The 24,752-nt window shown below is 67.8% G+C and carries 26 protein-coding genes; 15 read left to right on the forward strand and 11 right to left on the reverse strand.

What is annotated here, in order from left to right; genetic code table 11:
* Positions 1-203: 203 nt before the first annotated feature.
* From G6N07_RS09715 to G6N07_RS09725, 3 genes are all read right to left on the reverse strand, one after another.
* On the reverse strand, positions 204-728 hold the full coding sequence (locus tag G6N07_RS09715; protein ID WP_085187295.1) for a DUF421 domain-containing protein: 525 nt from the start codon (positions 726-728) through the stop codon (positions 204-206).
* Positions 729-785: 57 nt separating this feature from the next.
* The gene (locus G6N07_RS09720) at positions 786-1,613 is read right to left on the reverse strand and encodes a SigB/SigF/SigG family RNA polymerase sigma factor (RefSeq protein ID WP_235849497.1); all 828 of its coding nucleotides are present in this window, start codon (positions 1,611-1,613) and stop codon (positions 786-788) included.
* A 248-nt stretch (positions 1,614-1,861) separates the two neighbouring features.
* Positions 1,862-2,371: a MarR family winged helix-turn-helix transcriptional regulator gene (locus G6N07_RS09725; protein WP_085187292.1), complete on the reverse strand. Its 510-nt coding sequence runs from the start codon at positions 2,369-2,371 to the stop codon at positions 1,862-1,864.
* A 97-nt stretch (positions 2,372-2,468) separates the two neighbouring features.
* Here G6N07_RS09725 and G6N07_RS09730 point away from each other — a divergent pair, with 97 nt between their 5' ends.
* On the forward strand, positions 2,469-2,990 hold the full coding sequence (locus tag G6N07_RS09730) for a hypothetical protein (protein WP_085187325.1): 522 nt from the start codon (positions 2,469-2,471) through the stop codon (positions 2,988-2,990).
* Between the two features lie 77 nt (positions 2,991-3,067).
* On the opposite strand, the gene G6N07_RS09735 is transcribed toward G6N07_RS09730, so the two are convergent.
* A complete protein-coding gene (locus G6N07_RS09735) occupies positions 3,068-3,388 on the reverse strand; it encodes a lipoprotein LpqH (protein ID WP_235849496.1) in 321 nt (106 codons plus the stop codon).
* On the opposite strand from G6N07_RS09735, the gene G6N07_RS20310 reads away from it, so the two are divergent.
* The 5 genes from G6N07_RS20310 (at position 3,317) to G6N07_RS09755 (ending at position 8,016) form a co-directional block, all read left to right on the forward strand.
* Entirely contained in the window at positions 3,317-3,550 is a 234-nt protein-coding gene (locus G6N07_RS20310) for a hypothetical protein (protein WP_235849500.1), read from the forward strand. The two genes, G6N07_RS09735 and G6N07_RS20310, sit on opposite strands and share 72 nt — an antisense overlap.
* 251 nt (positions 3,551-3,801) lie before the next feature.
* Positions 3,802-5,145 (forward strand): DUF2254 domain-containing protein, encoded by a 1,344-nt coding sequence (locus G6N07_RS09740; RefSeq protein WP_165756736.1) that lies wholly within the window; start codon positions 3,802-3,804, stop codon positions 5,143-5,145.
* A 133-nt stretch (positions 5,146-5,278) separates the two neighbouring features.
* A complete protein-coding gene (locus tag G6N07_RS09745) occupies positions 5,279-6,883 on the forward strand; it encodes an alkaline phosphatase D family protein (RefSeq protein ID WP_085187287.1) in 1,605 nt (534 codons plus the stop codon).
* A 74-nt stretch (positions 6,884-6,957) separates the two neighbouring features.
* Positions 6,958-7,608: an FKBP-type peptidyl-prolyl cis-trans isomerase gene (locus G6N07_RS09750; protein ID WP_372507562.1), complete on the forward strand. Its 651-nt coding sequence runs from the start codon at positions 6,958-6,960 to the stop codon at positions 7,606-7,608.
* Positions 7,609-7,653: 45 nt separating this feature from the next.
* Positions 7,654-8,016, forward strand: a complete 363-nt coding sequence (locus tag G6N07_RS09755) for an Hsp15 family ribosome-associated heat shock protein (protein ID WP_085187282.1) — start codon at positions 7,654-7,656, stop codon at positions 8,014-8,016.
* Between the two features lie 86 nt (positions 8,017-8,102).
* On the opposite strand, the gene G6N07_RS09760 is transcribed toward G6N07_RS09755, so the two are convergent.
* Both G6N07_RS09760 and ripD read right to left on the reverse strand, forming a co-directional pair.
* Entirely contained in the window at positions 8,103-9,098 is a 996-nt protein-coding gene (locus G6N07_RS09760) for a DUF808 domain-containing protein (RefSeq protein ID WP_085187279.1), read from the reverse strand.
* A 146-nt stretch (positions 9,099-9,244) separates the two neighbouring features.
* Positions 9,245-9,859, reverse strand: a complete 615-nt coding sequence (gene ripD, locus G6N07_RS09765; RefSeq protein ID WP_085187276.1) for an NlpC/P60 family peptidoglycan-binding protein RipD — start codon at positions 9,857-9,859, stop codon at positions 9,245-9,247.
* Positions 9,860-10,096: 237 nt separating this feature from the next.
* Between ripD and G6N07_RS09770 the strand changes: the two genes are divergently transcribed.
* Both G6N07_RS09770 and G6N07_RS09775 read left to right on the forward strand, forming a co-directional pair.
* Positions 10,097-10,345 carry a DUF6480 family protein gene (locus tag G6N07_RS09770; protein WP_099050105.1) on the forward strand — a complete coding sequence of 83 codons (249 nt, stop codon included), beginning with the start codon at positions 10,097-10,099 and terminating at the stop codon, positions 10,343-10,345.
* Between the two features lie 140 nt (positions 10,346-10,485).
* Entirely contained in the window at positions 10,486-10,707 is a 222-nt protein-coding gene (locus tag G6N07_RS09775) for a hypothetical protein (RefSeq protein WP_085187319.1), read from the forward strand.
* Positions 10,708-10,745: 38 nt separating this feature from the next.
* Here the strand turns inward: G6N07_RS09775 and G6N07_RS09780 are convergent, their stop codons facing one another.
* Both G6N07_RS09780 and G6N07_RS09785 read right to left on the reverse strand, forming a co-directional pair.
* Positions 10,746-12,134, reverse strand: coding sequence for an aldehyde dehydrogenase family protein (locus G6N07_RS09780; RefSeq protein WP_235849495.1), 1,389 nt, complete (start codon positions 12,132-12,134; stop codon positions 10,746-10,748).
* 224 nt (positions 12,135-12,358) lie between these two features.
* Complete coding sequence (locus G6N07_RS09785; RefSeq protein ID WP_165756734.1) at positions 12,359-12,790, reverse strand: type II toxin-antitoxin system Rv0910 family toxin; 432 nt, start codon at positions 12,788-12,790, stop codon at positions 12,359-12,361.
* A gap of 196 nt (positions 12,791-12,986) precedes the next feature.
* Between G6N07_RS09785 and G6N07_RS09790 the strand changes: the two genes are divergently transcribed.
* From G6N07_RS09790 to G6N07_RS09800, 3 genes are all read left to right on the forward strand, one after another.
* Positions 12,987-13,436, forward strand: coding sequence for a Fur family transcriptional regulator (locus G6N07_RS09790; RefSeq protein WP_085187269.1), 450 nt, complete (start codon positions 12,987-12,989; stop codon positions 13,434-13,436).
* Positions 13,437-13,495: 59 nt separating this feature from the next.
* Entirely contained in the window at positions 13,496-15,745 is a 2,250-nt protein-coding gene (katG, locus tag G6N07_RS09795; protein WP_085187313.1) for a catalase/peroxidase HPI, read from the forward strand.
* An 83-nt stretch (positions 15,746-15,828) separates the two neighbouring features.
* Positions 15,829-16,722 carry an aminoglycoside phosphotransferase family protein gene (locus tag G6N07_RS09800; RefSeq protein WP_085187266.1) on the forward strand — a complete coding sequence of 298 codons (894 nt, stop codon included), beginning with the start codon at positions 15,829-15,831 and terminating at the stop codon, positions 16,720-16,722.
* 9 nt (positions 16,723-16,731) lie between these two features.
* On the opposite strand, the gene G6N07_RS09805 is transcribed toward G6N07_RS09800, so the two are convergent.
* The 3 genes from G6N07_RS09805 to G6N07_RS09815 form a co-directional block, all read right to left on the reverse strand.
* Positions 16,732-17,424: an Rv0518 family GDSL lipase gene (locus G6N07_RS09805; protein WP_085187263.1), complete on the reverse strand. Its 693-nt coding sequence runs from the start codon at positions 17,422-17,424 to the stop codon at positions 16,732-16,734.
* Positions 17,425-17,542: 118 nt separating this feature from the next.
* Entirely contained in the window at positions 17,543-18,766 is a 1,224-nt protein-coding gene (locus G6N07_RS09810) for an acyltransferase family protein (protein ID WP_085187260.1), read from the reverse strand.
* 157 nt (positions 18,767-18,923) lie between these two features.
* Positions 18,924-19,691 (reverse strand): M15 family metallopeptidase, encoded by a 768-nt coding sequence (locus G6N07_RS09815; protein ID WP_085187257.1) that lies wholly within the window; start codon positions 19,689-19,691, stop codon positions 18,924-18,926.
* A 318-nt stretch (positions 19,692-20,009) separates the two neighbouring features.
* Here G6N07_RS09815 and G6N07_RS09820 point away from each other — a divergent pair, with 318 nt between their 5' ends.
* The 4 genes from G6N07_RS09820 (at position 20,010) to G6N07_RS09840 (ending at position 24,600) form a co-directional block, all read left to right on the forward strand.
* Positions 20,010-21,176: a PP2C family protein-serine/threonine phosphatase gene (locus tag G6N07_RS09820; RefSeq protein WP_085187250.1), complete on the forward strand. Its 1,167-nt coding sequence runs from the start codon at positions 20,010-20,012 to the stop codon at positions 21,174-21,176.
* The gene (locus G6N07_RS09825) at positions 21,173-22,762 is read left to right on the forward strand and encodes a sensor histidine kinase (protein ID WP_085187247.1); all 1,590 of its coding nucleotides are present in this window, start codon (positions 21,173-21,175) and stop codon (positions 22,760-22,762) included. Before G6N07_RS09820 ends, G6N07_RS09825 begins: the two co-directional genes overlap by 4 nt.
* A complete protein-coding gene (locus G6N07_RS09830; protein ID WP_085187244.1) occupies positions 22,762-23,202 on the forward strand; it encodes a response regulator in 441 nt (146 codons plus the stop codon). The genes G6N07_RS09825 and G6N07_RS09830 overlap by 1 nt, the downstream gene beginning before the upstream one ends.
* A 261-nt stretch (positions 23,203-23,463) precedes the next feature.
* Positions 23,464-24,600, forward strand: a complete 1,137-nt coding sequence (locus G6N07_RS09840; RefSeq protein WP_085187241.1) for an alkaline phosphatase family protein — start codon at positions 23,464-23,466, stop codon at positions 24,598-24,600.
* The last annotated feature ends 152 nt before the right edge of the window (positions 24,601-24,752 follow it).

Below are 24,752 nucleotides of genomic sequence, written 5' to 3' on the forward strand. Positions count from 1 at the left end.
CCGGCGATGTGGCGACGTCGCTCGACGGGGCCGTCCACCCACCGACCGTGTCGTATTGCCAACCCCCACTCGGTATCTGATCGCACGTCAACCTCCGGACCCCAACATTCCCGAACCACGACAACCCAAGGCAAGCGAACTACCCGAAATATCGGACGGGAACCGTCGTCAGGTGCAGTCGAGGTCGGAAGTCGAGCCGATCGTCACCGCGTCGAGGGCACCTGGCTGTCGACGTCAGCCAAGGTGGACTGGTCACCGAGATTGTCGGTGCTGATGACACTGAGCGAACCGTCGGACTCGAGGATCACCGCACCGACGCCACTGAGGCTGCCCTGTCCAGAAGCACGGATAGCTTGCCGAACGTCCGCCTGACTGATGCGTTGCCTGCGCATGGTGTCTTCGCGGAAGCGGCCGTGTGCCAGGAGGAGAGACGGTTTCGAGGTCAGCAGCGCCCGGCCGCGACTCAGCCGCGATGCGATGATGGCGGCGAAGTATTGGAGGGCGGCCAGCAACGTCAGTGCGGTCACCCCCTCGGCGATGGACACACTGGCGTTGAGAAAGATCGTCGCCAATGTCGAGCCGACGGCGACCGTCACCACCAGGTCGAAGGCGTTTAGTTTGGCGAGCGTGCGTTTGCCGGAAGTGCGCAACACCACGATCAACGCCGTGTAAGCCACCACCCCGGCGAGGACCACGCGCCCCAGGTCACCCCAGTCGTCGAACCACACGAAAGACGCCTTCCTGCTCGTCGACGGCGAGCGGGTCCACCGAATCCGGCGGGTGCATCAGACGGTGCCGATGAACGGGCCGACGACGCGCGGGGTGGCCGCCGCGTCGAGATTGATTTGCAGTCGGAGGCGCGCCAGCGCGTCGTTGAGCAGGCGGGAGATCTGTACCTGGGAGACATGGAGCCGACTGGCCACCTCCCGTTGACTGAGGCAGTCGAAGAAGATCATGCCCACGATCGCGCGCCGGCGGGGATCGAGGTCGCCGATGGCCTCCTGGAGGAGGACGAGGTCTTCGACCCTGTCGTAACCGGGATCGTCGGCTCCGTGTATCGAGCCGACGGTGTCGCCTTCGGCGTCCTGCGCGGTGCCCACCGGCGCGTCGAGTGACACCGGCCGATACGCGGTGCCGGCAACCTGGGAATCAGAGATCTCCTCGCTGCCGACGCAGAGTTCGTCCGCCAACTCGTTCGACGTGGGGGGACGACTGAGCCGCTGCGACAGCGTGTTCACCGCTTCACGCACGCGCAGTTGTGTCTCCTGCACTTTCCTCGGCACCCGCACCGTCCACGTGTTGTCGCGGAAGTGGCGTCGGATCTCCCCGCGAATCGTCGGCGCAGCGAACGGCAAAAAGTCGCCTTTGCGCGGGTCGTACCGGTCCACGGTCTTGATCAAGCCCACCCGGGCCACCTGGATCAGGTCATCGGATGGTTCGCCGCGGCCCACGAAGCGACAGGCGATGTGGTCGGCGATCGGTAAGCACTCGGTGATGATGCGCCGCCGCAACCGTGCCCGTGCAAGGTCGTCGGCGCTGTTGGCCAGTCGCTCGAAAAGCCGTTCGATGTCCGGGCCGTTGCTCGGCCGGCGGTGTTCGGTCGTGACGGTCAAGGCTCCTCCTCGGCGGACCAGACGGCCCTGCAGACGCCTACCCGGTGCCGACGAGAGGATCACGTCCCGATGGAATCGTTGCACAAACGCAATAATTGCCGGGTGCGGACAGTGGGCTTGACCGATGTATCAACGCGCGCTCAATGGGAACCCAGGCCGAGAAAGGAGCAAGGATGTGTGATGCCCTATCGACCGACCGTCCTCATCCGGACCCTGGGGTGGCCGGCGCTGGGAGGACAGCTCGCCGATCACCGAGTCGGCGGCCACAAAGCCGCGACGACGGGACCGTCGCCCGTTGCTTCCCCGGCCGCCATGGCGAACCTCGCCAGCGCGTCAGCCAGTCTCCCACGTGCGCTGGCCGGCATGTTGCCCAAGACTCTCTCGATGGCCACCCGGCGCTGACGGGTCACCTGCTGCACCAACCCCTGCCCGGATGCGGTCAACGTCAGCGTGATGTTGCGCCGGTCAACTTCGGACTCACGCCGATCGAGGAGACCGGCCTTGGTCAACCGGTCACACGCGCGGCTGGCGTTCGACGGGTTGACGTCCAGGTCGGCCGCCACCGACGCCAGGTTCATCGGCCCACGGGTGTAGACCAGCATGAGTACCCGCCACTGCGGCACGGTCACGACATCGGCGACAGCGGCCAGCGATGTCGCGGCGATACCCACCAGCGCACGCGACGCCCGCAGAACCGCGTCGACCTGTTCGGTAGTGGGCCGATCGTTCACGGAGCCTCCCTTCGGCCTCGCGTTCATGCGGGCGTCTTCACCACCGCTTGACGTCAATGCAACTCACCGCCCCTGCGTGTCGAAGGCAGACCTGTCCCAGCACAACATCCCTGAGGAGAAACACATGCGACCGACACTTTTTCACCGCCCCGCCGCCCTGTTCGGGGTCACCGCCGCGCTGGCGATAGCCGCGGTCGGGTGCGGAGACGACGACACGGAGCTAGGCACATCGAAACGTGGCTCGGGTTCGGACACCGAGGGAACCACCGTCGAGAACGCGTTCATCGTGCCCACGTTTCTTCCCGGGCGATGCGCCATCCAGTTGGACACCGGCGCCAAGATGCGCTTCACCGTGACCAACGGCCACCCGACTGAGAGTGAACGGCTGCTGGGTGTGACGACGAATGCCACCGCCGACGGCGAAGTCGACTCCGGCGTCGAGATTCCCGCCGAGGCGACCGTGGGCTTCGGCCAGCCCAGTGCGCCGGCAGTCGACGACGGTGGATCGGTGCCGGCGTTGGAGATCGGCGAACTCGAGCCCACTCTACGACCGGGAATGTCGGCTGATGTGACCTTCCGATTCGACCGCGCCGGCGACATCGAGATGCCGGTGCCGGTGGAGGCCTGCCCGACACAGGACAGGTGACCGGCGGCTACGGCGGGCGTTGGACGAATTGTCGACCATCTCGCGCTCCTTCCGTGCGCTCGCATACCGCGTTCGACTCAGCAGTCAGTGCGTATCGCGAACCGGGCTGTGGTGTCCTCCTTCGGGGAGTCGTGGAAGTAGCCCTCGGCGGTACCCGTCAACATCAAGGTGCCTTCGACAATCGACGCGGCAGCGGCGCCCACAGTGCCCGCCCAGTAACTGCCGGTGAAGTTGCCGAGATTCGCGATTTGAAGGGCGCGTGGTTCAACCGTCTCCCCGGTCTGCACTTGAGCCCTGAAACCCGGTTCGTCACGCAGCGTTCGGACATGCCACACCCACTGGACCTGCTCGCATCGAACGCGCAATTGCTCTCCTACGTCGACGCCGTCGATGAACACCTGGGCGGTGTGGGTGGCGAGCGCCCGGTACCCACCCGAACATCCCGTCACGGCCAGAGCGGCCGCGGCGACGACGGCGGCGAACCTGCTCGCGCGACACCGCTTCGCAAGATCCCGGTGGTACGCGCCCATACTGCTGCGTACCCCGCAGCTGAGCGCTGATACCTGTACCCGGCCAACCGGATGTATCAGGCGGCTGTTCCGGGGGTAAGCCCCTGCGGTGCGAACCAGCCTATCTCCCGCCGATCTTGTGCCAGCGCCGTCGAAGCCGGTGCCGCTGGTGCTGGACGATCGGGTGCTTGGGCTTCACCGTCGACGAAGAAGGTGTGCTCGCGATCGAGATGCGCGACCCCGAACTGACGGTGGCGACCGTCCGAGTGGCGCCGTGACCGCCCCGCACGAGCGGCGTGCGAATGGTGCCTAGCCGCGCCGGTGTCTCCGAGGCCGTGCGCTCGCGGTTGTGGCCCATACCCATGCTCGCCTTGGCGGTCGCCCTGGCCTGCGGGATCGCCATGCCCGAACTGGACGAGGCGCTCGGCACCCGGTTACCGGAATCGGTGTCGAGTCTGCTGTTCGGCGGCGGCGCCGATGCCGCTCGGGAGGTGCTCAGCGCGATCGCGGGATCGCTCATCACCGTCACCTCGCTGACCTTCTCCCTCACGTTGATCACCCTGCAGTTGGCCAGCAGCCAGTACTCTCCCCGACTGCTGCGGACCTTCGCCGCCGACCGCGTCGTCCAGCACACGTTGGCTCTGTTCCTCGCGACATTCGTGTACGCGCTGACGGTGTTGCGCACGATTCGCAGCAACGACGAGTCCGACGACTTCGTCCCCCAGCTGTCGGTCACGCTGGCTTACCTGCTCACCGTCCTCAGCGTCGCTGCGCTCGTGCTGTTCCTGGGGCATCTAGTCCGGCAGATCCGCGTCGAGACCCTCCTGGACCAGGTCCGTGGTGACACGATCGCCACCGCCGAACGGGTGTTCCGGCGTCGCGCGGACGTCGGGGCGCACCCGGCGATGCCCACCGCGGAATCCGCGGACATGATCGAGTCGCGGTCCTCCGGGTTCCTCGTCGAGATCGACGAGGACGCACTTCTCGCGACGGCCACTCACCACGACATCGTCCTATGGGTGGACCGGCGTGTCGGCAGCCCGTTGATCGCCGGCGTCCCCGCCGCCCGGTGCCGTTCCCGGTCAGGAGACCCGCTCGACGAGCAAACTCTCGGCGCGGTGCGCGAACAGGTGTCCCGCGCACTGCGCACCGGAGCCGAACGGACGAGCGCCCAAGATCCCGAGTATGGGCTGCGCCAGTTGGTCGACGTAGTCGTGCGCGCGCTCTCCCCGGGAATCAACGACCCGACCACCGCAGTGCACGGGCTGCACTCCTGCACCGTGGCCTTGTCCCACCTACTCGACTACGAATTGGGTCCCCAGGTTCTCACCGACGACCAACACCGAGCCCGCGTCGTGGTCACCCGACCGACATTCGGCGATCTCCTGGAACTGGTGTGCTTCCAGCCGCGACTCTATGGTGCCGATGACCCCGCGGTGTTGCAGGCCCTGATGTCGTCGCTGCGCGACCTCGCCTGGCGGGCGACGACACCTGACCAGCGGGCAACACTGGCCCAGCAGGCCGAACGGCTGCGCCAACACCACGGTGAGAACGAAACGATGGACGCCGAACGCATGGACGCCCTGCACCGAGAGGTGCTCTCAGCACTCGAACGGTCACCCGGCCCCCCTGAGGCGGGATCCTGACTGCCGAAATCGTGGTTGGTGACGGCAACCGAGGTTCCGATCCGCGCCCGTTAACGTGCCCGATGCCCGCCGGTGGTCCCCCTCCCCACCGGTGTTGGCCCTCGCGTCGCCGCCACACAGGAAGCTGGCGCGCATGGCTCATTCCGACGACCGACGAACGATTCCGCGCCGTACCCTACTGAGGGCCTCACTGGCCGGCGGCTTGATCATTCCGACCTCGGCAGCGTTGCAGGCCTGCGGCACCCCGGCCAGCGGAAACTCCCCGACGACCACCGGCCTGATCAGCAACCGTCCCCGCCTCACCCACGGTGTCGCCAGCGGTGATCCGCGGGCCGACGGCGCGCTGGTATGGGCCCGCGCCGACTCCCCTGCTCGCATGATTGTCGAAACCTCGGCCACCGAATCGTTTTCGAACCCGCTCCGCATCGAAGGACCACAGCTGACCCCGGCGTCCGACGGCACCGGGCGGGTGCGTGTCACCGGCCTCGAATCGGGCCAGACAGTGCACTACCGGGTGACCCTCGAGGGTCCGGACGGCGCCAAGTCAGAACCCGTGGCCGGTGTCTTCAACACCGTTTCCACACAACCCAAGGACATCAGGTTCGTCTGGTCCGGCGATGTCGTCGGCCAGGGCTGGGGAATCAACCGCCAGGGCGGCATGGCGATCTTCGGCGCGATGGCTGACCGCCGACCCGACTTCTTCGTGCACTCCGGCGACGCCATCTACGCCGACGGACCGGTGCCCGAGACGCAGAAGCAGAACGACGGCAACCTGTACGCCAGCATCACCGCACCTGCCAAGGACCACGTGGCTCAGACGCTCGACGACTTCCGCGGCAACTACGCCTACAACCTCATCGACGAGCACTACCGCCGGTTCAATGCCACAGTCCCGCAAGTGGTTCAGTGGGACGACCACGAAGTCGTGAACAACTGGTTCCCCGGCGAGTCACTCGCCGGGCAGAACCGCAAGGGCTACGGTGAAATTGACGTGGACAAGCTGGCTGCGTACGGGTACCAGGCGTGGCGCGAGTGGCAGCCCGTCGAGCCGTCCGAGGCCGCCGATGGCCGACTTCATCGCAAGATTCCCTACGGCCCGCTGCTCGATGTTTTCGTCCTCGACATGCGCTCCTACAAGAACCCGAACCCGCAGGCGTGGGCACAGTCCGACGACGGCGGCGTGCTGGGGCGTGAACAGACGCAGTGGCTGATCGACGGGCTGAAGCAGTCGACGGCGGTGTGGAAAGTGGTGGCCAACGATCTGCCGATCAGCATCGTTGTGCCGGACGCGTCCACGAGTCCCGTCGACGGCCCAAAGTCGATGGAAGCGGTTGCGCAGGGTGAGAGCGGGCGTCCGCTGGGGCGCGAAATCGCGTTCTCCCGCATCCTGTCCGAGACCAAAGAGGTGCCGAACGTCGTCTACATCACCGCCGACGTGCATTACACCGCGGCGATCTACTACCACCCCGAGCAAGCCGGTTTCACCGACTTCACGCCGTTCTGGGAATTCGTGTCCGGACCGCTGAACGCCAGCGCGGGTCCGGAGGGCCCGCTCGACGGAACCTTCGGTGCCCGCTACGAGTTCGTCCACGCGCCGAAGGACGGCGGCACCTCCCCCGCCCAAGGCTTCCAGCACTTCGGCGAGATCACCATAGCCAAGGACTCGCGGACGTTGACGGTGAACCTTTGTGAATCCTCGGGAAAGTCGTTGTACGCCAAGGAGTTGTTGCCCGCATAGACGGCCGTGCGGGTGCACCGTCCGGGGCCCGGGCGCGGGTAGTCGGGGCGCGGTGCTCACACGGGCTGTGTAGCGTGGCGGCCGTGAACTTCTCTGGTAGGTCTTGTTCCCTCGCGCTCGTGGGCTGTGCGGCGGCGCTCGTCACGACCCTCTCCGGGTGTGGCAGCGATTCGGACGATTCTGCGGCGAGCACGTCCGCGGCGACCACCTCGTTTACGGCCGATATGCCCCGGCCATCGGCGCCCCTGAACTCGGCGGCGGCCAGTACCTGCCCGACCGCGGCGCCGTCGAGCGGCGGTGTCCCCGAGTGGACGCTCCCCGGCGCCACTGGCAGCGTCTCGGTCACCGGATCCACCGATGCCGCGGCGCCCACCGTCGAGGTGCAGCCTCCGTTCAGCGTGACCGACACCCAGGTGCACACGCTAAAGCCCGGGGACGGCTCGGTTGTCGCGGACACCGCAGTGGTCACCGTCTGCTACATGGGTGTCAACGGACGTGACGGCACGGTCTTCGACAACAGCTACGAACGCGGTGAACCGGTGGACTTCCCGCTCGACGGTGTGGTGGCGGGCTTTCAGAAAGCCATCGCCGGCCAGAAGGTGGGGTCGACCGTCGCGGTCGCCATGACCTCCGCCGACGGTTACCCCGAAGGTCAGCCCGCCGCGGGCATCGAGCCCGGCGACTCGCTGGTCTTCGCGATCAAGATCCTCGACGCGTCGGGATAAGCCGCCGGATACTCCGCGTAGAGCTCGGATGTCTAACGTTCTGCCATGGAGTCCACCCGCATCGACCGCTGGCTCTGGGCGGTCAGGCTGACCAAGACCCGGCCGGACGCCGCAGCGGCGTGTCGGGGCGGGCACGTGCGCGTCAACGACCGACCCGCGAAACCGTCGACGACGGTGGCCCCCGGCGACCAGGTGCGCGCCCTGGTCGGCGACCGGACGCGGATCGTCGAGGTCGTGCGGGTGATCCAGAAGAGAGTGGGTGCGGCCGCTGCGGTGACCTGCTATCTCGACCGCACGCCGCCGATGCCCAAAACCGCCGAGATCCCCCTGGCGGTGCGGGACCGCGGCGCGGGACGGCCGACCAAACGTGACCGTCGCAGGCTCGACAGGTGGCTCTCGGGGCAGTGAACCGTGGTGTACCACCCGCTACGGCCGCGTTGAGCGGATCTGAATCGGTGCCGGAACGGCTACCGGCGACCGGATGTGCGGGGTGGTCAATCGTCGGCCGGTTCGGATTTCGCCTCGACGGTGTGGGAGTCAGTATGGGAGTCGGCGCCGGATCCCTTGCGCCCGAACGGCAGTACATGCACGACGGCCACCACGACGGCGCCCACGATCAGGCCGATCACCGCCGACGACGCGGTGTTGACCAGCCAGGCGAGGACACCGCCGACGACGCCGGCCGTATCGTGCACGGACTCCTCGGCATGGTGCACCAGTCCGTACAGGGTGTGCCAGCCCAGCTCGTCGGTGCCGACCAACAGGATGTGGCCGCCCACCCACAGCATCGCGACCGTGCCTATGAGCGCGAGCGCGGCCAGCAGCTTGGGCATCGCGGCCACCAGGGTGCGGCCGACCCGCTGGGCGAACCGGGAGGAGCGCTGGGCGAGGCTCAGGCCGATGTCGTCCATCTTGACGATTCCGGCGACGACGCCGTACACGGCTGCCGTGATGAGGAACGCGACGACCACCAGGATGATCAGCCTCGGCAGGAACGGCTGGTCGGCGACCTCATTCAGGGCGATCACCATGATCTCTGCCGACAGGATCAAGTCCGTCCGGATCGCCCCCGCCACCGTCGCGCGCTCGGCGTCCTCACCCGTCAACGCGGCTGGCACCTCGTGGCTGTCGTGGCCGCGGATCCGGCCCCACACCTTCTCCGCTCCCTCGAAGCACAGGTAGGTGGCGCCGAGCATGAGGATCGGGGTCAGCAGCCACGGCACGAACTGGCTGAGTAGGAGGGCGGCGGGCAGGATGAAAAGCAGCTTGTTGCGCAGCGAGCCGATCGCGATGCGTTTGATGATCGGCAGCTCGCGTTCGGCGGCGATCCCCTGCACGTACTGCGGAGTGACGGCGGTGTCGTCGACGACGACACCCGCGGCCTTGGCGGTGGCACGACCGGCGGCGCCCCCGATGTCGTCCACCGACGCGGCTGCCAACCGTGCGAGCGCCGCCACATCGTCGAGAAGCCCGAACAGACCCGCGCTCATCGCGTCTCCTCCATGGCGCGAGGGTACCCGCGGCGAGCCCGTCGATTCGCGCGCTGTTCCGGGTCAGGCGGCGACGAAACGCCGGCGGTGGTGCAACCCTCACCGCCCGAGGCCGTCTCCGTCTGAACTCCGCGGGCGTCAGCTGCTCAGTCGATGTAGCGCACCAGGTACGGCGCCATGTTGTCGGTGCGAACCGGAGAGATCTGCACGCCTGGATCGGTGGCCTCGACCATCTGGCCGCCGCCGATGAACAGAGCGACGCTCTGGGTGCCGTTGGGGCCGTAGAAGATCAGGTCACCGGGCAGCGCCTGCGAGGGCAGCACCTTGCGGCCGACGAGGTACTGGTCGCCTGAGGTCCGTGGGATCTTGAGCCCGGCGCCGGCGAAGGCATAGACCATCAGACCCGAGGCGTCGAAACCGACGACCTGGGGCCGCGGCGGCTCGGGCAGCGTGAGGGCCGGCGCGGCCGCGGGCAGGCCGGCGATCGGGATGGCGGCTGCGGTGCCGTCGACCGGGATCACCCCCGGCGGCGGGGCGGCCGGCGCGGGGCTGCTGTTGCCCGCCGGGTTGCCGAGGGTCGGACCCGCCGTGTTGCCGCCGCCGTACGCGAACGGAACCCCACGCTGCGACAGAGCCCGGGCAATCACCAGGTCGATGGCCTGTTGGTTGCGGGTCGGCAGCGGGAAGAGATCCGCATTCGCGGTGCCCGCTGTCGCCCACGACAACACCAGACAGATGACGACGGCGTAGCTGCGCCTCATCTCAGCACTCACCTCTCGGCCGATGGCAATTGACGGCGGGCAATTCCCACCAGCATCACTTGTACCTTTAGTCACAGGCATCTATCCATCTGTGGCGGGCCGCCGGAGCGAAGAGATGTCGTAGTGAGACCCAACGGTGACCGTGCGTGGAGCCGGGCGGCTGTGTGAGCCGAGGCGGACGGGGTACGCGGGGGCCGACGAGCGTAGGTGAGGTACACGACGGAGGCCGGCACACCGATGACAGCTATACCACCAGACCCAGAGCCGGCGCAGACGCCGGACCTCGAACCCGGTGGCGGGGTGACGCCCGGAGCGACGCCGCCCGACTCGGATCAGATGTCGGGAATCGGAAAGGTCGAAGAGAACCCCCGGCACCGGATCAGCGCCGGATCGGTCACCACGATCATCGCGGTCGGAGTGTTCGCGCTGATCTTTCTCGCCATCGCCGTGGTGATGGTGCTCAACATGACAGGCGTCGCCGACTGATCGATCGAGGGTATTGGCGACCCGGTCGGCGGCAGAACTGCCCCACGGCGCCGAGGACATCACCATGAGACCGACGGCAGCGCGTTGGGCTGGAGTCGGCCGCGGTGTACAACGGCGGCGATCGGTGTACAACGGCGGTGATGAGGTACGTGCTGATGGCCCTGTACTTGGGCGGATGGTTGTTGACCACCGTGGTGCTGCTGCGGCGGCAGTTCGGCGATGACGACCGGGGTCGGCGTGACCGCCTCGTCTTCAACACTGTCAGCGTGCTGTGCGCGGTGGCACTCGCCGCAGTGTGGCCGTTGTCCGGGTGGTTCCTCCCGATGATCCGCGCCGCACTCGGCCGGCATGACGACGAGTGACCCATCCCTTGTCAAGGCGGGTGGTCGAGCCGGTATGGCTATCGAGCCGCACCTGAGGACCCTTGATCCGACGGCGCAGGCGACCAGTGAACCACCTTCATGGCGGTCATCTCGGCGAGGAGCTCGGGTCCGAATCCGAACCCGCTACCGCTGGCGCGACGAGGCTCCGACGCGCCGCCGGGCGCCCCGCCGAACGCGGCGTTGATCTTCACCGTCCCGACCGGCAGCGATCGCCAGGCGTGCTGGGCATGCGCCATGTCGTTCGTCAGCACTGTCGCCGCCAGCCCGTACCGATCCGTCGCGGCCTCCTCGAGTGCGGTGGCGAAGTCCGGGACGACCCGCACCGGCGCAACCGGACCGAACGTCTCCTCGCGCATCACCAGCATGCCTGGGGTGCAGCCGGTGAGCACGGTCGGCGGGTAGAACGACCCGGGACCCGGCGTCGGTTCGCCGCCCGTGCGGACGTGCGCGCCGGCGCCGACCGCATCGGTGACGTGCTCGTGCACGGTGTCGCGCTGGCGCCCGTCGACGAGGGGGCCGATACGGTCGGCCCAGTCACGCGCCTCCTCCACCAGGGCGTCGACGAATGCGTCCGCGACCGCGTCGACGACGTAGATCCGCTCCACCGACACACAGATCTGCCCGGCGTTGGCGAACGCGCCCGTGGCGGCCTGCTGCGCTGCCCACCGGGGGGACACGCCGGCGTCCACGATCAGCGCGTCATTGCCGCCGTTTTCGAGGATCGCCTTCGCGCCACGCTCAGCGCAGGCTCGGGCAATGCCGCGTCCGGTGGCACTGCTGCCGACGTGGGCGACGACGTCGACGTCCTCGGCCGCCGCCAGGAAGGCGCCGACCGAACCGTCGCCGTCGACGATCTCGAGGACACCGTCAGGCAGTTGCGCGGCGAGGAGTTCGGCGAATCGACGACCGGTGCGCGGGCAGCGCTCGCTGGGCTTGTGCACCACGGTGTTCCCGCTCACCAGTGCGGCGCCCAGCAGTCCGGCCGCGACCGCCACCGGATCGTTCCACGGGGTGAGCACCGCGACGACGCCACGCGGCTCGGGGACCATCAGATCGGTCGCCGTCCACTGGCCGTGCAGACTGCGGCCCCGGTGCAGCGGGCCCAGTTCGGCGTATTGCACCAGCGTGCCAGCGCCGGCCTCGACACCGCCTAGCGAGTCGCCGCGCAGCTTTCCCGTCTCCCGTTCGTTGAGTTCGGCGAGTTCGTCGCCGGCCTTTCGTACCGCCGCCGCGGCCGCGGTCAGCCCTGCCGCACGTTCGGCGGCCGGCGTGCGGGCCCATGCCCCGCTCGCCGCCCGGGCACGCGCGACCGCCTCGGCGCACGCCGAGTCGTCGGCGATGGGTACCCGGCTGACGGGTTCGCCGGTGCGGGGATCGGTGACGATCAGTTCCGTGTTCTGTGGCACGGCCCAGGTGTTACCCGGCCCGTCGGCGGTCAATCATGATCGGTCACCAGGTGTCGCCGAACCGTGGTCGGCCAGTGTCCGGAGGATCGGCGCGACATCGTCAGCCGGGCCCCCTGGAAAGTAGCCGATCAGCCTTCGGGCCACCGCGTCCGGGCGCGCGGCATCTGCGGTCAGCGCGCGGCGGCGCAACAGGTCGGCGGTCCCGCGGAACCGCGGACAGCTCCTCAGACGTAGAGCTCCTCGAAACGGCGGATCGACCGTTCGATGTCGCCCTTGACCGCACGGGCGGCGGCGGCGCCGATCGGGCCGAACAGCGGTGCGCCGCCGAGTTCGAGAGTGACGGTGAAGGCGCAGCCCGACGCGGTCGGGCGTACCGCCATCTTCAGACCGTACCTGGTTCCGCCCACCCCCTTGCCGTCGACGAGGAGCCGCTCGGGCGGATCGAGTTCGCGGATGGTCCAAGTCACGCGATTACGCATGCCCTTGGCGCCGGCGACACCGACAATCGTGGTCCCCACGGTGAGTTCGTCGGGCAGTTCGCTGCGCCAGCCCTCGTGCATGACCAGCCAATCCCCCATTTCGGCGAGGTCGGAAGCATGCGCCCAGGCGTCGTCCGGATTCATCGACAATTCACGGGTCAGCTCGAGTTTGGCCACCCCGAGATCGTAGTGGTGACGGGCCGGCGGCATTCGCTGAATGGAGTAAAGCAAGATCTGACGAATCGGCGAGGTCGTTCCCTGACCTTGGAAGTGCTTGGCGCAGAGAGCGGATACTTGTGCCCATGCCCATGCCCATGGCCATCGCCCAGATCAACTCTTGACTTAATCCAAAAAAGCGGGTGATATATGTGTTGTGCCGTCGTCGTCCGAGCAGGTGGACCAGTTGCGGGCCGCCCAACTGCGCGTGACCCGTCCTCGGGTCGCCGTGCTGGAAGCGGTTCGTGCCCACCCGCACGCCGACACCGAGACCATCTTCGTCGCTGTCCGCTCCGGGCTGCCGGACGTATCGCGCCAAGCCGTCTACGACGTCCTGCATGCTTTGACCGGCGCACGCCTGATCCGGCGGATTCAACCCTCGGGTTCGGTCGCGCGCTACGAGGCCCGCGTCGGCGACAATCACCACCACGTGGTGTGTCGTTCCTGCGGGACCATCGCCGACGTAGATTGCGCGGTCGGCGAGGCCCCGTGCCTGATGCCGTCCGAACACGACGCTCTTGACGGCTTCGTTCTCGACGAGGCCGAAGTCGTCTACTGGGGCCTGTGCCCCGCGTGCGCGCCCGATGGTTCCACCGATAGTTCCTGATCACTCCGTGATCGCAGCCCCATAACCGCATTGATGTATGGAAAATGAAGGGAAACACCGTGTCATCCGATACTTCCGATGCCCGCCCCCCGCACTCCGACGCCGGCACGGCTAGCAACAGCGAGTCCGAGAACCCGATCATCGAGTCACCCAAGCCCAAGTCGCATGCGCCGCTGACCAACCGGGACTGGTGGCCCGACCAGGTGGACGTCTCGGTGCTGCACAAGCAGAATCCGAAGGGTCACCCGTTCGGCGAGGACTTCAACTACGCCGATGCGTTCGCCCAGCTCGACGTCGAGGCGTTCAAGGCCGACGTCATTCAACTCATTCAGACCTCGCAGGACTGGTGGCCTGCCGACTACGGCAACTACGCCGGTCTGTTCATCCGGATGAGCTGGCACGCCGCCGGCACCTACCGGATCTTCGACGGCCGCGGTGGCGCCGGCCAGGGTGCACAGCGCTTCGCCCCGCTCAACAGCTGGCCGGACAACGCCAACCTCGACAAGGCGCGCCGGCTGTTGTGGCCGATCAAGCAGAAGTACGGCAACAAGATCTCCTGGGCCGACCTGATCGCCTACGCCGGCAACGCTGGGCTCGAGCAGTCCGGGTTCCAGACCGTCGGCTTCGCCTTCGGCCGCGAGGACATCTGGGAGCCCGAGGAGATCCTGTACGGCCAGGAAGACACCTGGCTGGGCACCGACAAGCGCTACCGCGGCACCAACGACGACAAGCGTGAGCTTGCCGAGCCGTTCGGCGCCACCACCATGGGCCTGATCTACGTGAACCCCGAAGGCCCCGAGGGCAAGCCGGACCCGCTGGCCGCCGCGCACGACATTCGCGAGACGTTCGGCCGGATGGCGATGAACGACGAGGAGACGGCGGCGCTGATCGTCGGTGGCCACACCTTGGGCAAGACCCACGGTGCCGCCGATGTCAACGTCGGACCCGAGCCCGAAGCTGCGCCGATCGAGCAGCAGGGGTTGGGCTGGAAGTGCCCGTTCGGTTCCGGCAATGCCAACGACACCGTGACCAGCGGTCTCGAGGTCATCTGGACCGGCACGAACTCCCGGTGGAGCAACGCGTTCTTGGAGAACCTGTACGGCAACGAGTGGGAGCTGACCAAGAGCCCCGCAGGCGCCTGGCAGTTCGAGGCCAAGGATGCCGAGGCCACCATCCCGGATCCGTTCGGCGGTCCGCCGCGTAAGCCGACAATGCTGGTGACCGACGTCTCGATGCGCGTGGATCCGATCTACGGCAAGATCACCCGCCGCTGGCTCGATCATCCCGAAGAGATGAACGAGGCCTTCGCCAAAGCCTGGTACAAGCTGATGCACCGCGATATGGGTCCGGTCAGCCGCTACCTCGGCCCCTGGGTGCCCGAGCCGCAGCTCTGGCAGGACCCGGTCCCGGCCGTCGACCACGAACTCGTCGACGAGGCCGACATCGCCTCCCTCAAGAACAAGGTGCTCGCCTCCGGGCTGTCGGTTCAGCAGCTGATCAAGACGGCGTGGGCGTCGGCGTCGAGCTTCCGCGGCACGGACAAGCGCGGTGGGGCCAACGGCGCCCGGCTGCGCCTCGAGCCGCAGCGCAGCTGGGAGGCCAACGAGCCTGCCGAGCTGGCCAAGGTGCTGCCGGTGCTCGAGCAGCTCCAGCAGGAGTTCAATGCCTCGGCCTCCGGCGGCAAGAAGGTCTCGCTGGCCGATCTGATCGTGCTCGCCGGCTCCGCCGCGGTCGAAAAGGCCGCCAGGGACGCCGGATACGAGATCAACGTGCACTTCGCTCCCGGACGCACAGACGCGAGCCAGGAAATGACCGATGTGGAGTCGTTCGCGGTCCTCGAACCGCGGGTCGACGGTTTCCGCAACTTCTTCCGTCCCGGCGACAAAAACCCGTTGGAGCAGCAGCTCGTCGAGCGGGCCTACCTGCTGGACCTGACCGCACCGGAGATGACCGCGCTCATCGGCGGTCTGCGTGTGCTCAACGTCAACCACGGCGGCAGCAAGCACGGCGTGTTCACCACCTCGCCGGGCGCGTTGACCAACGACTTCTTCGTCAACCTGCTCGACATGAACACCGAGTGGAAGCCGTCGGAGAACACCGAGAACGTCTACGAGGGCCGTGAGCGCGCCACCGGTCAGATCAAGTGGACGGCGACGGCCAACGATCTGGTGTTCGGCTCGAACTCGGTGCTGCGGGCTCTTGCCGAGGTCTACGCACAGGATGACAGCAAGGACAAGTTCGTCGAGGATTTCGTCGCGGCCTGGGTCAAGGTCATGAACAACGACAGGTTCGACCTGGAGAAGTTCTGACCCGCGGCCATCGCCATCGCACCAGCAGGGACACCCCGCGAACCGCACACCGGTTCGCGGGGTGTTCGGCGTCTGGCGGCGACGTGATCGAACTACCCGCCGCGGTACAGGCGATGTCGGTCCGCGGCCCGGAGTGGGCGCGGTGGGTCGAGGCGTTGCCCGGCTGGACGCAGAACCAACTGCGCGAGTGGGAGTTGCGCGTCGACGGTGCGTCGACGAACGGCACGACTTCCCTTGTCCTGCCGGTACGTACGCCACGCGGTCAGCCCGCGATGCTCAAGCTCGGTTTTCCCGACGACGAGTCCGAACACGAGCACCTCGCGCTGCGCCGATGGGCGGGCAACGGCGCGGTGCGCCTGCTCAGCGCGCAGCCGCACCGGCGGGCGCTACTGCTCGAACGGTTGCACTCACGCGATGTGACCACCGTCCGCGACGTCGAGGCATGCGCCGTCGTCTGCGGGCTGTACCGGCACATCCACGTGCCGGCGTCTCCCCAATTCCGCACGCTCACAGCATGGTTGGAGCTGCGGATCGCCGAGCTCGCGGCGCTGCCCCGCAACACCGCTGTGCCGCGCCGGCTGGTCGAGCAGGCGCTCACCCTGGGACGCGACCTGGTGAGCGATCCTGCCTCTCGCGGCACCCTCGTCCACACCGACCTGCACTACGGGAACGTGCTGGCCGGCGATGCGGGGCGGTGGCTTGTCATCGACCCGAAACCGCTCGACGGAGACCCGCACTTCGAGGTGGCGCCGATGTTGTGGAACCGCTGGGACGACCTGGCCGGCGACGTCCGCGACGGAGTGCGACGCCGATTCCACACCATCGTCGATGTCGCCGGATTCGACGAGGATCGGGCGCGGGCGTGGGTGATCGTGCGGATGGTGCACAACGCGGTGTGGGAACTGCAGCAGGCTCCGCATCCCGACCCGACGTGGCTCACCGTGTGCGTCGCGGTGGCCAAGGCGGTGCAGGACTGAGCGCCGAGTTCACATCCGCCGGGTCAACGCGGTGGCGATCAACGGCGCGATCTTGTCGGCCATGTACACGTGGCCGGCGTCGGTCGGGTGGACGCCGTCGGCGCCGATCAGCGTGGGGTCGTCGACGAACCATCGTTCGGCGATCGGGTCGACGAACGTCGCCTTGGCCAGCTCCGACTGGTAGCGCAGGGTGTCGCGGATCCTCAGGATGGCCGGCGGCGGATCGGCGGTCGGCCACGGCGGCCCGATCACCAGCAGCCGGGCTTCCGGCGCGGTGCGGCGGGCGAGCTGGAAGACGCCGTAGACCATGATCGACAGGAGCGTGCGCTCGACGTTCTGGTCATTGCGCGACCCGTAGAACACCACGAGGTGGTCGTCGGCCTTGACCGCGCGCGCGGTGAGGTCCCAGAAGACGCTGCCCCGGTTGCCGCGTGCCCCGTATCCGGCACCCCCTTCGGCCGCCACGTCGGGGCGCACCGGAAGCCCCTGACTCGCCAGCAGCTGCCACGCGCGCGTGGTCCAGCCCCTCGGCCCCTCACCGCCCTCGGTGCTGCCGGTGGTGTACGAGTCACCAACGACGGCGACGCGGCTGCCGGCGAACTGCAACGTCACCATCTCGTCGTTGCGCTGTGGCAGCGGACGGGCGACCACCAGGCCGACCAGCAGCGCAACGGACAGCACCAACGTGATCAGGCGACTCACCGCTTACCTCCACAGCCGACGGCACCGAGACGCCGCACCTCACGATGACTGAAAGCGTAAGTGTCGGCGAAGCTGCCGGCATTCCGCGACGCGCTCGCGCGAGTGTCACGAAATCGCGTCATCCGACTCGTACGGGCACGTGGTCGGCGTGCTCCGTGCGCCCGGGGTCCGGTGGCGGGGCGGACCGGCCGCCCACGGTGCTGCCCGTCGAATCCCTGACGTCGACCATCCGGCGCATCCACAAGCGGGCCGGCTCCTCGACGCCGTGGTACAGCGCAACCGCGCCGACCACCGCGATGCCGAGTAGACCGACGACGACCGCACTGCCGGACGCCCCCGGCGTCAGGGTGATCTCGAACTGGAGCACCGCCCAGTTCCACGCGGTGTGCACCAACTCGTGGACCATGTACAGCCCGAAAGAGATGTGGCCGCAGTACACCATCAGGCGGGTCGACAGCAGCCGCGGTAGCGTGCCCGCCCCCACGGCCAGCGCGACCACCAGCGGAATGAACAGGACGTCCACCAGACCGCTGGCGTCCCGGATGGAGGCCGGCGGATGGGCGTCCAGGTAGTACAGGCTGCCCACGATGGTGGCCCCGATGAGCAGAGACAACCAGCCGAAAGCGCGACGGGTGCGGTCGTCGGGTCGCAGCTTGCGCACCGCGGCGCAGGCGAGTGCGCCTGCGGTGAACTGCCCGACTATGCGAGGCAACCAACTCCATGCCGTGTAGAACTCGCCGGTGGCGAGCAACAGCAGCGTCGGCGGCAGCGATGCCCCGATAGCCAGCCACAGCAGCACTCGCGCCCGCGACACCCGCGCGACCCGGAAGATCACCAGTATCAGCACGCCGAACAGCAGGTACGCCAACCACTCTGCGCTGATCGACCAGGCCGGGCCGTCCCAGCTGGTGCCGTCGAAGTACGGCTCGAACCACAACTGCACGAGCAGCAGCTGACGCAGATAGCTGATCGCGGTGAGTTGGTCCACCGCCGGCGACGGAACGTGGCCGACGTTGCGGGTGAAGATGATCCACGCCGCCGCCAGGTGCATGGTGACCAGGTAGACCGGCCACACCCGGGCCAGCCGCAACCACAGGAAACGCAAAGTGCTTCGGGTGGACCAGGACTGGCCCATCCGGTCGAGGTAGTTCCACGTCAGCACGAAACCGCTGAGGATGAAGAACAGGTCGACGCCCTGGGCGCCGCAGTCCAGCAGCGGTGCCAGTGCGGCGGTGAAATCCGGTGCGGCCTGCGCCAAGAGCGGCCGGAAGTGGAACAGGACAACCCACACCGCGGCGACGATGCGCAGCCCCGACAGGGCCTTGATCTCTCCGCTGCGCACAACACTCTTTTCGTGAGGGAATCTGCTGTTTCGTGCCGGCTGGTTTCGTACACCGCCCTGCGCTCAGCGGGCCGCGTTAGGCAGGGTATCAGCGGGCCGGAGCCCCGTGTGCGTCCGAAAACTGTGGCAGTGCTGGCAACTCGGCGTATTCAGGCCCTCACGGCTGTTCGAAGTGCTGGTAGTCCTTCGGTGTCCGCCAGCCCCCGCCCCATTCCCAACCGCGGTCGGTGAACGCGAGCACGGCAGGATCCCCGGCGTGCAGCATGCCGGGGTCGATGCGGTTGCGGTCTGCGTACGGACCGGCGTTGGCGGGTTCCACCACGCCGCTGCGGCCGATATAGGGATTGACCAGCGGGTTGAGATCGATCGCCCGGCCGTAGGCGTGATAGGACCAGCTCTTCGACCCCGGGATTCCCCGGCAGTTGAAGGCCGACGTGTTGTTGTCCCTCATCGAGAGCTCGTCGTCGGCACCCGGGTACGCGTCGACGGTGCGCATCTTCGCGATGGGATAGCCCATCCGATAGAGGTGCTCGAAGATCTCGATGACCTGTGGCACCAGCTCTTCATGGACGACCACGGCGCCGCGGTGTGTCCGACCGTCGAATCCGAGGTGATTCAAGTCGACGCGCCGGAGCCGTTCCGGGCCGAGGGGGCAGTCCGGACGCCACGTCGTCCCCAGTTCGGCGGCGGTGACGGTGGCGACGCTGGGCGGGGGCGGCACCGGCGACGTGGTCGTCGTCTTGGTGGTGGTGGTCTGGCCTGCCGTCGTGGAGGACGTGGGCGACGTGGACGACGCGAAGGTCCCGTCCTGCGCCGGCGTGTCGGCACCGCAGCCAACCAGCGCAACGGCAGCGGCGGCCACGGTCAGCGCCGTCGCCGGACGCCGACCGATCCTGCCCTGGAACCGCGCGAATGACACCACCATGTCCGGTGCCGACGCTACCCGATGTCAGCGCCTGCCCAAGGCTTCTGAGAGCCCGGAAAGGCGCCGCCACCAGAGACCTTCGGTATTGTCAGGGAGCTATCACTGAAGAAGAGGTCAGCGCGGCCGCGGTGATGAACGTGAAGGACTGATTTGTCGATGCTCGCGCCGCATGACTCGGAACTGAGCCCTGTGCCTGATAGCCCTGTGCCCGATAGCCCTGTGCCCGATAGCGCTGTGCCTGATAGCGCTGTGCCTGATAGCCCTGTGCCCGATAGCCCTGTGCCCGATAGCGCTGTGCCTGATTCAGCCGTTGCTCCCATGACGCAGTTCGATACCTTGACGGTGCTCCTCGTGGAGGATGACCGCGGTGACGCGTTGCTCGTCGAGGAGTTGATCGGCGACGCGGTGGCCGACATCCGGCTGAGGTGGGCCGAATCCATGTCGGACGCTGCCCAGGAGATCCGGTCGTCCCGTCCGGACTGCGTGCTGTTGGACCTCAATCTGCCTGATGCCAACGGAACCGACGCCGTCGACAAAATCTGCGGACTCGACCCGACCCTCCCGATCGTGGTGCTCACCGGGAATGTCGACGACCGCTACGGCGTGTCGGCGGTCGCCTCGGGCGCCCAGGACTACCTCGTCAAGGGATCTGTCGAGCCGGAGATGCTGCGGCGCTCCCTGCTTTACGCCATCGAGCGCAAACGCTCTGAGCTCACCGCGGTGGACCTGCACGCGAGCCATCTGCGTGCGCAGGAGAACGCTCGGCTGGAACGTGGCCTGCTGCCCTCGCCGCTGCTGCTCGACGATCCTGGCGTCGACATCGTCGCCAAGTACCGGCCCGGCCGGCCGAACGCCCTGCTCGGCGGCGACTTCTACGATTTCGTGCAGACACCCGATCGCACTGTGCACGTGATGGTCGGTGACGTGTCCGGTCACGGACCCGACGAAGCCGCCCTCGGGGTGGCGCTGAGGATCGGGTGGCGCGCACTGACCTTCGCCGGTCTGCGCGGCAACCAGCGCATGCAGCAGCTGGAGCGCATCCTGCGTGCCGAGCGGCCCGGGCCGGGCATCTTCGCCACCGTCATGAGCCTGGCCTTCTCCCCCACGGACCGCGGCTTCACCGCGGTACGCGCCGGTCATCCCGGCATGCTGCTGCACGACCGCAGCGGGAACGGCGTCGAATGGGTGGAACCGCCCGCCGGCCCCGCGCTCGGGCTCGGCGGGTCGGCGTGGCCGCTGACCGAACTGGAACTGCCGGTCGGCCACGGCCTGCTGCTGCTCACCGACGGACTCTTCGAGGGCCACTCCGGGCAGGGCAACGAACGCCTCGGCGAGGAGGGGCTGCTGGAACTGGCCCGCACGATGGCGGGGCTACCCGGCCGCCAGTTCGTCGAGACCCTGATCGACCGTGCCGAGGACCGCGCCCGACCCCACGGCGGATTGACCGACGACATCGCGGTAGTGCGCGTGGAGCGCACCACGTGACGGCCCCCGCCCGGCGGCGGGGCGGCCAGTTGACCGTGCAGGGCTGGCTCAACGTCGTGCTGGCCGTCATGGGCATCCTCGTGCTGGCGGGCGCCATCGCCGGTGCAATCCTGATGAACCGCACCGACGCGGTGTCGGGCGAGCTGATCGAAGAAATCCAGCCGTCTCGAGTGGCGGCCTACCGATTACAGGCCGCGGTGCGCGATCAGGAGACCGCCGTGCGCGGTTACGCGATCGCCGCCGACAGGCAGTTCCTCGAGCCCTACTACGAGGGCCAGCAGACCGAACAGGAAGCCGCCGAGGAGATCCGCCGACACGTCGGCGACCACCCGAACCTGATCGCGGATCTCGATGCGGTCGAACAAGCCACCGCCGAGTGGCGTGCAGCCTACGCCGAGCCGTTCATCCGGGGCATCGATCCCGGCCGCCCCGGCGTGATCGACAACGACCTCGTCCAGCGTGGTAAAGAGGGCTTCGACAACATCCGCGCGCTCTTTCACGTCCAGAACGTCGACCTCGCGGCCGCGCGCACCGCGGGGGTCAAGGAACTGGACGAGGTGCGCGCATGGCGCGACCGCGTGCTCGCCGGCATCATCGTCACGTTCTTCGTGACCGCGGCCCTCCTGGCGGTCCTGGCTCGCAGCGCGCTGGTCCGTCCGCTGTCGGCGCTGGCCGCCTCCTGCCGCCGCATCACCGAAGGCCACTTCGACGAACGGATCGTCGCTCGAGGCCCTCGCGACGTGCAGAGCATGGCGTCGGACGTCGAGGACATGCGGCAGCGGATCGTGGAGGATCTCGAGGCATCACGCGCCGCGCAGCAGCAACTCGACGAGCAGACCGTCGAGTTGCGGCGGTCGAACGCCGAACTCGAACAGTTCGCCTACGTCGCCTCCCACGATCTTCAGGAACCGCTGCGCAAGGTGGCCTCGTTCTGTCAGCTGCTGGAGAGACGCTACGGAGACAAGCTCGACGAACGCGGGGTGGAGTACATCAAGTTCGCCGTCGACGGCGCCAAACGCATGCAGGTGCTCATCAACGACCTGCTGACCTTCTCACGCGTCGGACGCCTAAGCGCCGCGCACACCGACGTCGAACTCGACGAGGTGCTCGACGCCGCGTTGTCGAATCTCGAGACCGCCATCGAGGAGTCGGGCGCCCAGATCGTGCGTCCCGAAGAGCCGTTACCCGAGGTTCTTGGCGATCCCACGCTGCTGGCGATGCTGTGGCAGAACCTGATCGGCAACGCGGTGAAGTTCCGCAAACCTGACACCACCCCCCGGATCGTGATCGAATGTCAGCGCGGTACCGACGACCGGGACGGGCAGTGGCTGTTCACCGTGTCGGACAACGGCATCGGCATCCCCGAGGAGTTTTCCCAGAAGGTGTTCGTCATCTTCCAGCGGCTGCACGGTCGCGATGCCTACAGCGGCACCGGCATCGGGCTGGCCCTGTGCAAGAAGATCGTCGAGTACCACGGCGGCACCATCTGGATCGACAACAGCTACACCGAGGGCACCCGGTTCCGGATCACTCTGCCGGTCGCCGTCCACGAACAACCCGAAGCGGTTCTGGAAGGAGCCCAATAATGACACCCTCCACCAGGCCCATCGACGTCCTGCTGATCGAGGACGACCCGGGTGATGAACTGATCACCCGTGAGGCGTTCGAGCACAACAAGATCAGCAACACGCTGCACGTCGCCCACGACGGGGAGGAGGGTCTGGACTTCCTCTACCGCCGCGGCGGGTACGAGAACGCACCGCGCCCCGACCTGATCCTGCTGGACCTGAACCTGCCGAAGTACGACGGTCGTCAGCTGCTCGAGAAGGTGAAGTCCGACCCCGACCTCAGCCACATCCCGGTCGTCGTGCTGACCACCTCCTCGGCCGAGGAGGACATCCTGCGCAGCTACAAATTGCATGCGAACGCCTACGTCACCAAACCGGTGGACCTCGACCAGTTCATGAACGCCGTCCGGCAGATCGACGAGTTCTTCGTCCAGGTCGTCCGCTTGCCGCAGGGCTGAGCGGCTCTGTGGAGACCCACGAATACGGCCGCGGTTCGGCCCGGTTCGCCGCCACCCGAAGCGGCGCAGCGGACGGTCTGATCGTCGTCGGCTGGTCGTTGGGCGGGGCGTACCTTCATGGCGCCCGATCCGCTGTCCGGTGAACCGTTGACCCCGCGTCCGGCGGCCGGCGCGCGGTCGTACCTACGGATCCAGCTACCGGAAAGCCGCGGCGCCCCCGATGGCCGTGTGACCGACCCCGCGGTGTGACACGCTGCTGCAATGCAGCTCCCCCAGTCGGATCCGGACCTGCCACATCTCGCCGACGTGGTGCCGTCGATGCTCGCGGCCATGGAGGTGCCGGGCTTCGGCGCCCGGATCGACCTACCGACCGGGATCGGCTCTGCGGGTGTCCTGCTCATCGACGGCCTCGGCGCGGAACTGCTGGACCAGCATGCCGACGATGCGCCGGTCATGAGCGGGTTGCGCGGTGAGACCCTGCAGGTGGGATTCCCGTCCACGACGGTCGCCAGCCTCGCCTCCGTCGGGACGGGGTGCTGCTCCGGGGCGCACGGGATGGTGGGCTACACGTTCCGTATGCCCGGCGTCGGCGTCGTGAACCCGTTGCGGTGGCGTCGCCATCCCTGGGGCCAGGACTTGCGCGAGTCCATGCCCCCTGAGGCCGTGCAGCCGATGCCGACGGTGTTCGAACGCGCGGCGTCGGCCGGTGTCGCTGTGCACGTCGTGTCCAATGCACAGTTCGCCGGCTCGGGCCTGACCCGCGCGGTGTTGCGCGGCGGGCGCTTCATCGGGGTGCACGGCCTCGGTGACCTCGCCGCCTCAGTGCACAGGGTCCTCGTCGACGGCGGATTCTGCTACGGCTACCACGGCGACCTGGATCTGCTGGGGCACCTCTACGGACCGGGCTCGACGGCGTGGCGCATGCAACTGCGACAGGTCGACCGCCTCGTCGAGTCGGTGGTCACCGGTCTGCCACCGGGTGCGCTACTCGCCGTGGTCGCCGACCACGGCATGGTGGAGGTCAATCCCGACCGCACCCTCGATCTCGACGAATGCACCGCGCTGTTCGAAGGGGTCGAGGCCGTCGCCGGTGAAGCGCGCGCCCGCTACGTCTACGTCGCCGAAGGAGCGACGGCCGCGGTGCTGTCGGCCTGGCGTGAGACGCTGGGCGACCGGGCGTGGGTGACCACACGGGATGAGGCGATCGACGCCGGTTGGTTCGGCGCCCGCGTGGCCGACGACATGCGGCGGCGAATCGGGGACATCGTCGTCGCGGCGAAGGATTCCGCTGCGCTGGTGCGTCGCACCGCCGAGCCGACAGAGTCGGCGTTGCGCGGTCAGCACGGCTCACTGACCGATGCCGAACAGCGGGTACCCCTGCTGCTCGCGCACACCTGAGCGGGCATCCGGGTGTGTTCCTCGCGCACCGCGGGTACGTCGCACGGGTGCGGTCCGTTCTGCGGACCACTACCGGCCGCTGTTCCGTGGCGTGCCCGACGATCTGCCGCACATGTGCCGGCGTCGGATCGCGACCGCCGAATACCGTTCTG

Source organism: Mycolicibacterium doricum, from assembly GCF_010728155.1.
Taxonomy (GTDB): Bacteria; Actinomycetota; Actinomycetes; order Mycobacteriales; family Mycobacteriaceae; genus Mycobacterium; species Mycobacterium doricum.

What these genes read in the sequence shown, in the direction of transcription:
- G6N07_RS09725 (WP_085187292.1), bottom strand. Translation starts at nt 2,371, where the DNA reads ATGAACGCGAGGCCGAAGGGAGGCTCCGTGAACGATCGGCCCACTACC.
- G6N07_RS09730 (WP_085187325.1), top strand. Translation starts at nt 2,469, where the DNA reads ATGCGACCGACACTTTTTCACCGCCCCGCCGCCCTGTTCGGGGTCACC.
- G6N07_RS20310 (WP_235849500.1), top strand. Translation starts at nt 3,317, where the DNA reads ATGCCACACCCACTGGACCTGCTCGCATCGAACGCGCAATTGCTCTCC.
- G6N07_RS09740 (WP_165756736.1), top strand. Translation starts at nt 3,802, where the DNA reads ATGGTGCCTAGCCGCGCCGGTGTCTCCGAGGCCGTGCGCTCGCGGTTG.
- G6N07_RS09745 (WP_085187287.1), top strand. Translation starts at nt 5,279, where the DNA reads ATGGCTCATTCCGACGACCGACGAACGATTCCGCGCCGTACCCTACTG.
- G6N07_RS09755 (WP_085187282.1), top strand. Translation starts at nt 7,654, where the DNA reads ATGGAGTCCACCCGCATCGACCGCTGGCTCTGGGCGGTCAGGCTGACC.
- G6N07_RS09760 (WP_085187279.1), bottom strand. Translation starts at nt 9,098, where the DNA reads ATGAGCGCGGGTCTGTTCGGGCTTCTCGACGATGTGGCGGCGCTCGCA.
- ripD (WP_085187276.1), bottom strand. Translation starts at nt 9,859, where the DNA reads ATGAGGCGCAGCTACGCCGTCGTCATCTGTCTGGTGTTGTCGTGGGCG.
- G6N07_RS09770 (WP_099050105.1), top strand. Translation starts at nt 10,097, where the DNA reads ATGACAGCTATACCACCAGACCCAGAGCCGGCGCAGACGCCGGACCTC.
- G6N07_RS09775 (WP_085187319.1), top strand. Translation starts at nt 10,486, where the DNA reads ATGAGGTACGTGCTGATGGCCCTGTACTTGGGCGGATGGTTGTTGACC.
- G6N07_RS09815 (WP_085187257.1), bottom strand. Translation starts at nt 19,691, where the DNA reads ATGGTGGTGTCATTCGCGCGGTTCCAGGGCAGGATCGGTCGGCGTCCG.
- G6N07_RS09820 (WP_085187250.1), top strand. Translation starts at nt 20,010, where the DNA reads ATGACGCAGTTCGATACCTTGACGGTGCTCCTCGTGGAGGATGACCGC.
- G6N07_RS09830 (WP_085187244.1), top strand. Translation starts at nt 22,762, where the DNA reads ATGACACCCTCCACCAGGCCCATCGACGTCCTGCTGATCGAGGACGAC.
- G6N07_RS09840 (WP_085187241.1), top strand. Translation starts at nt 23,464, where the DNA reads ATGCAGCTCCCCCAGTCGGATCCGGACCTGCCACATCTCGCCGACGTG.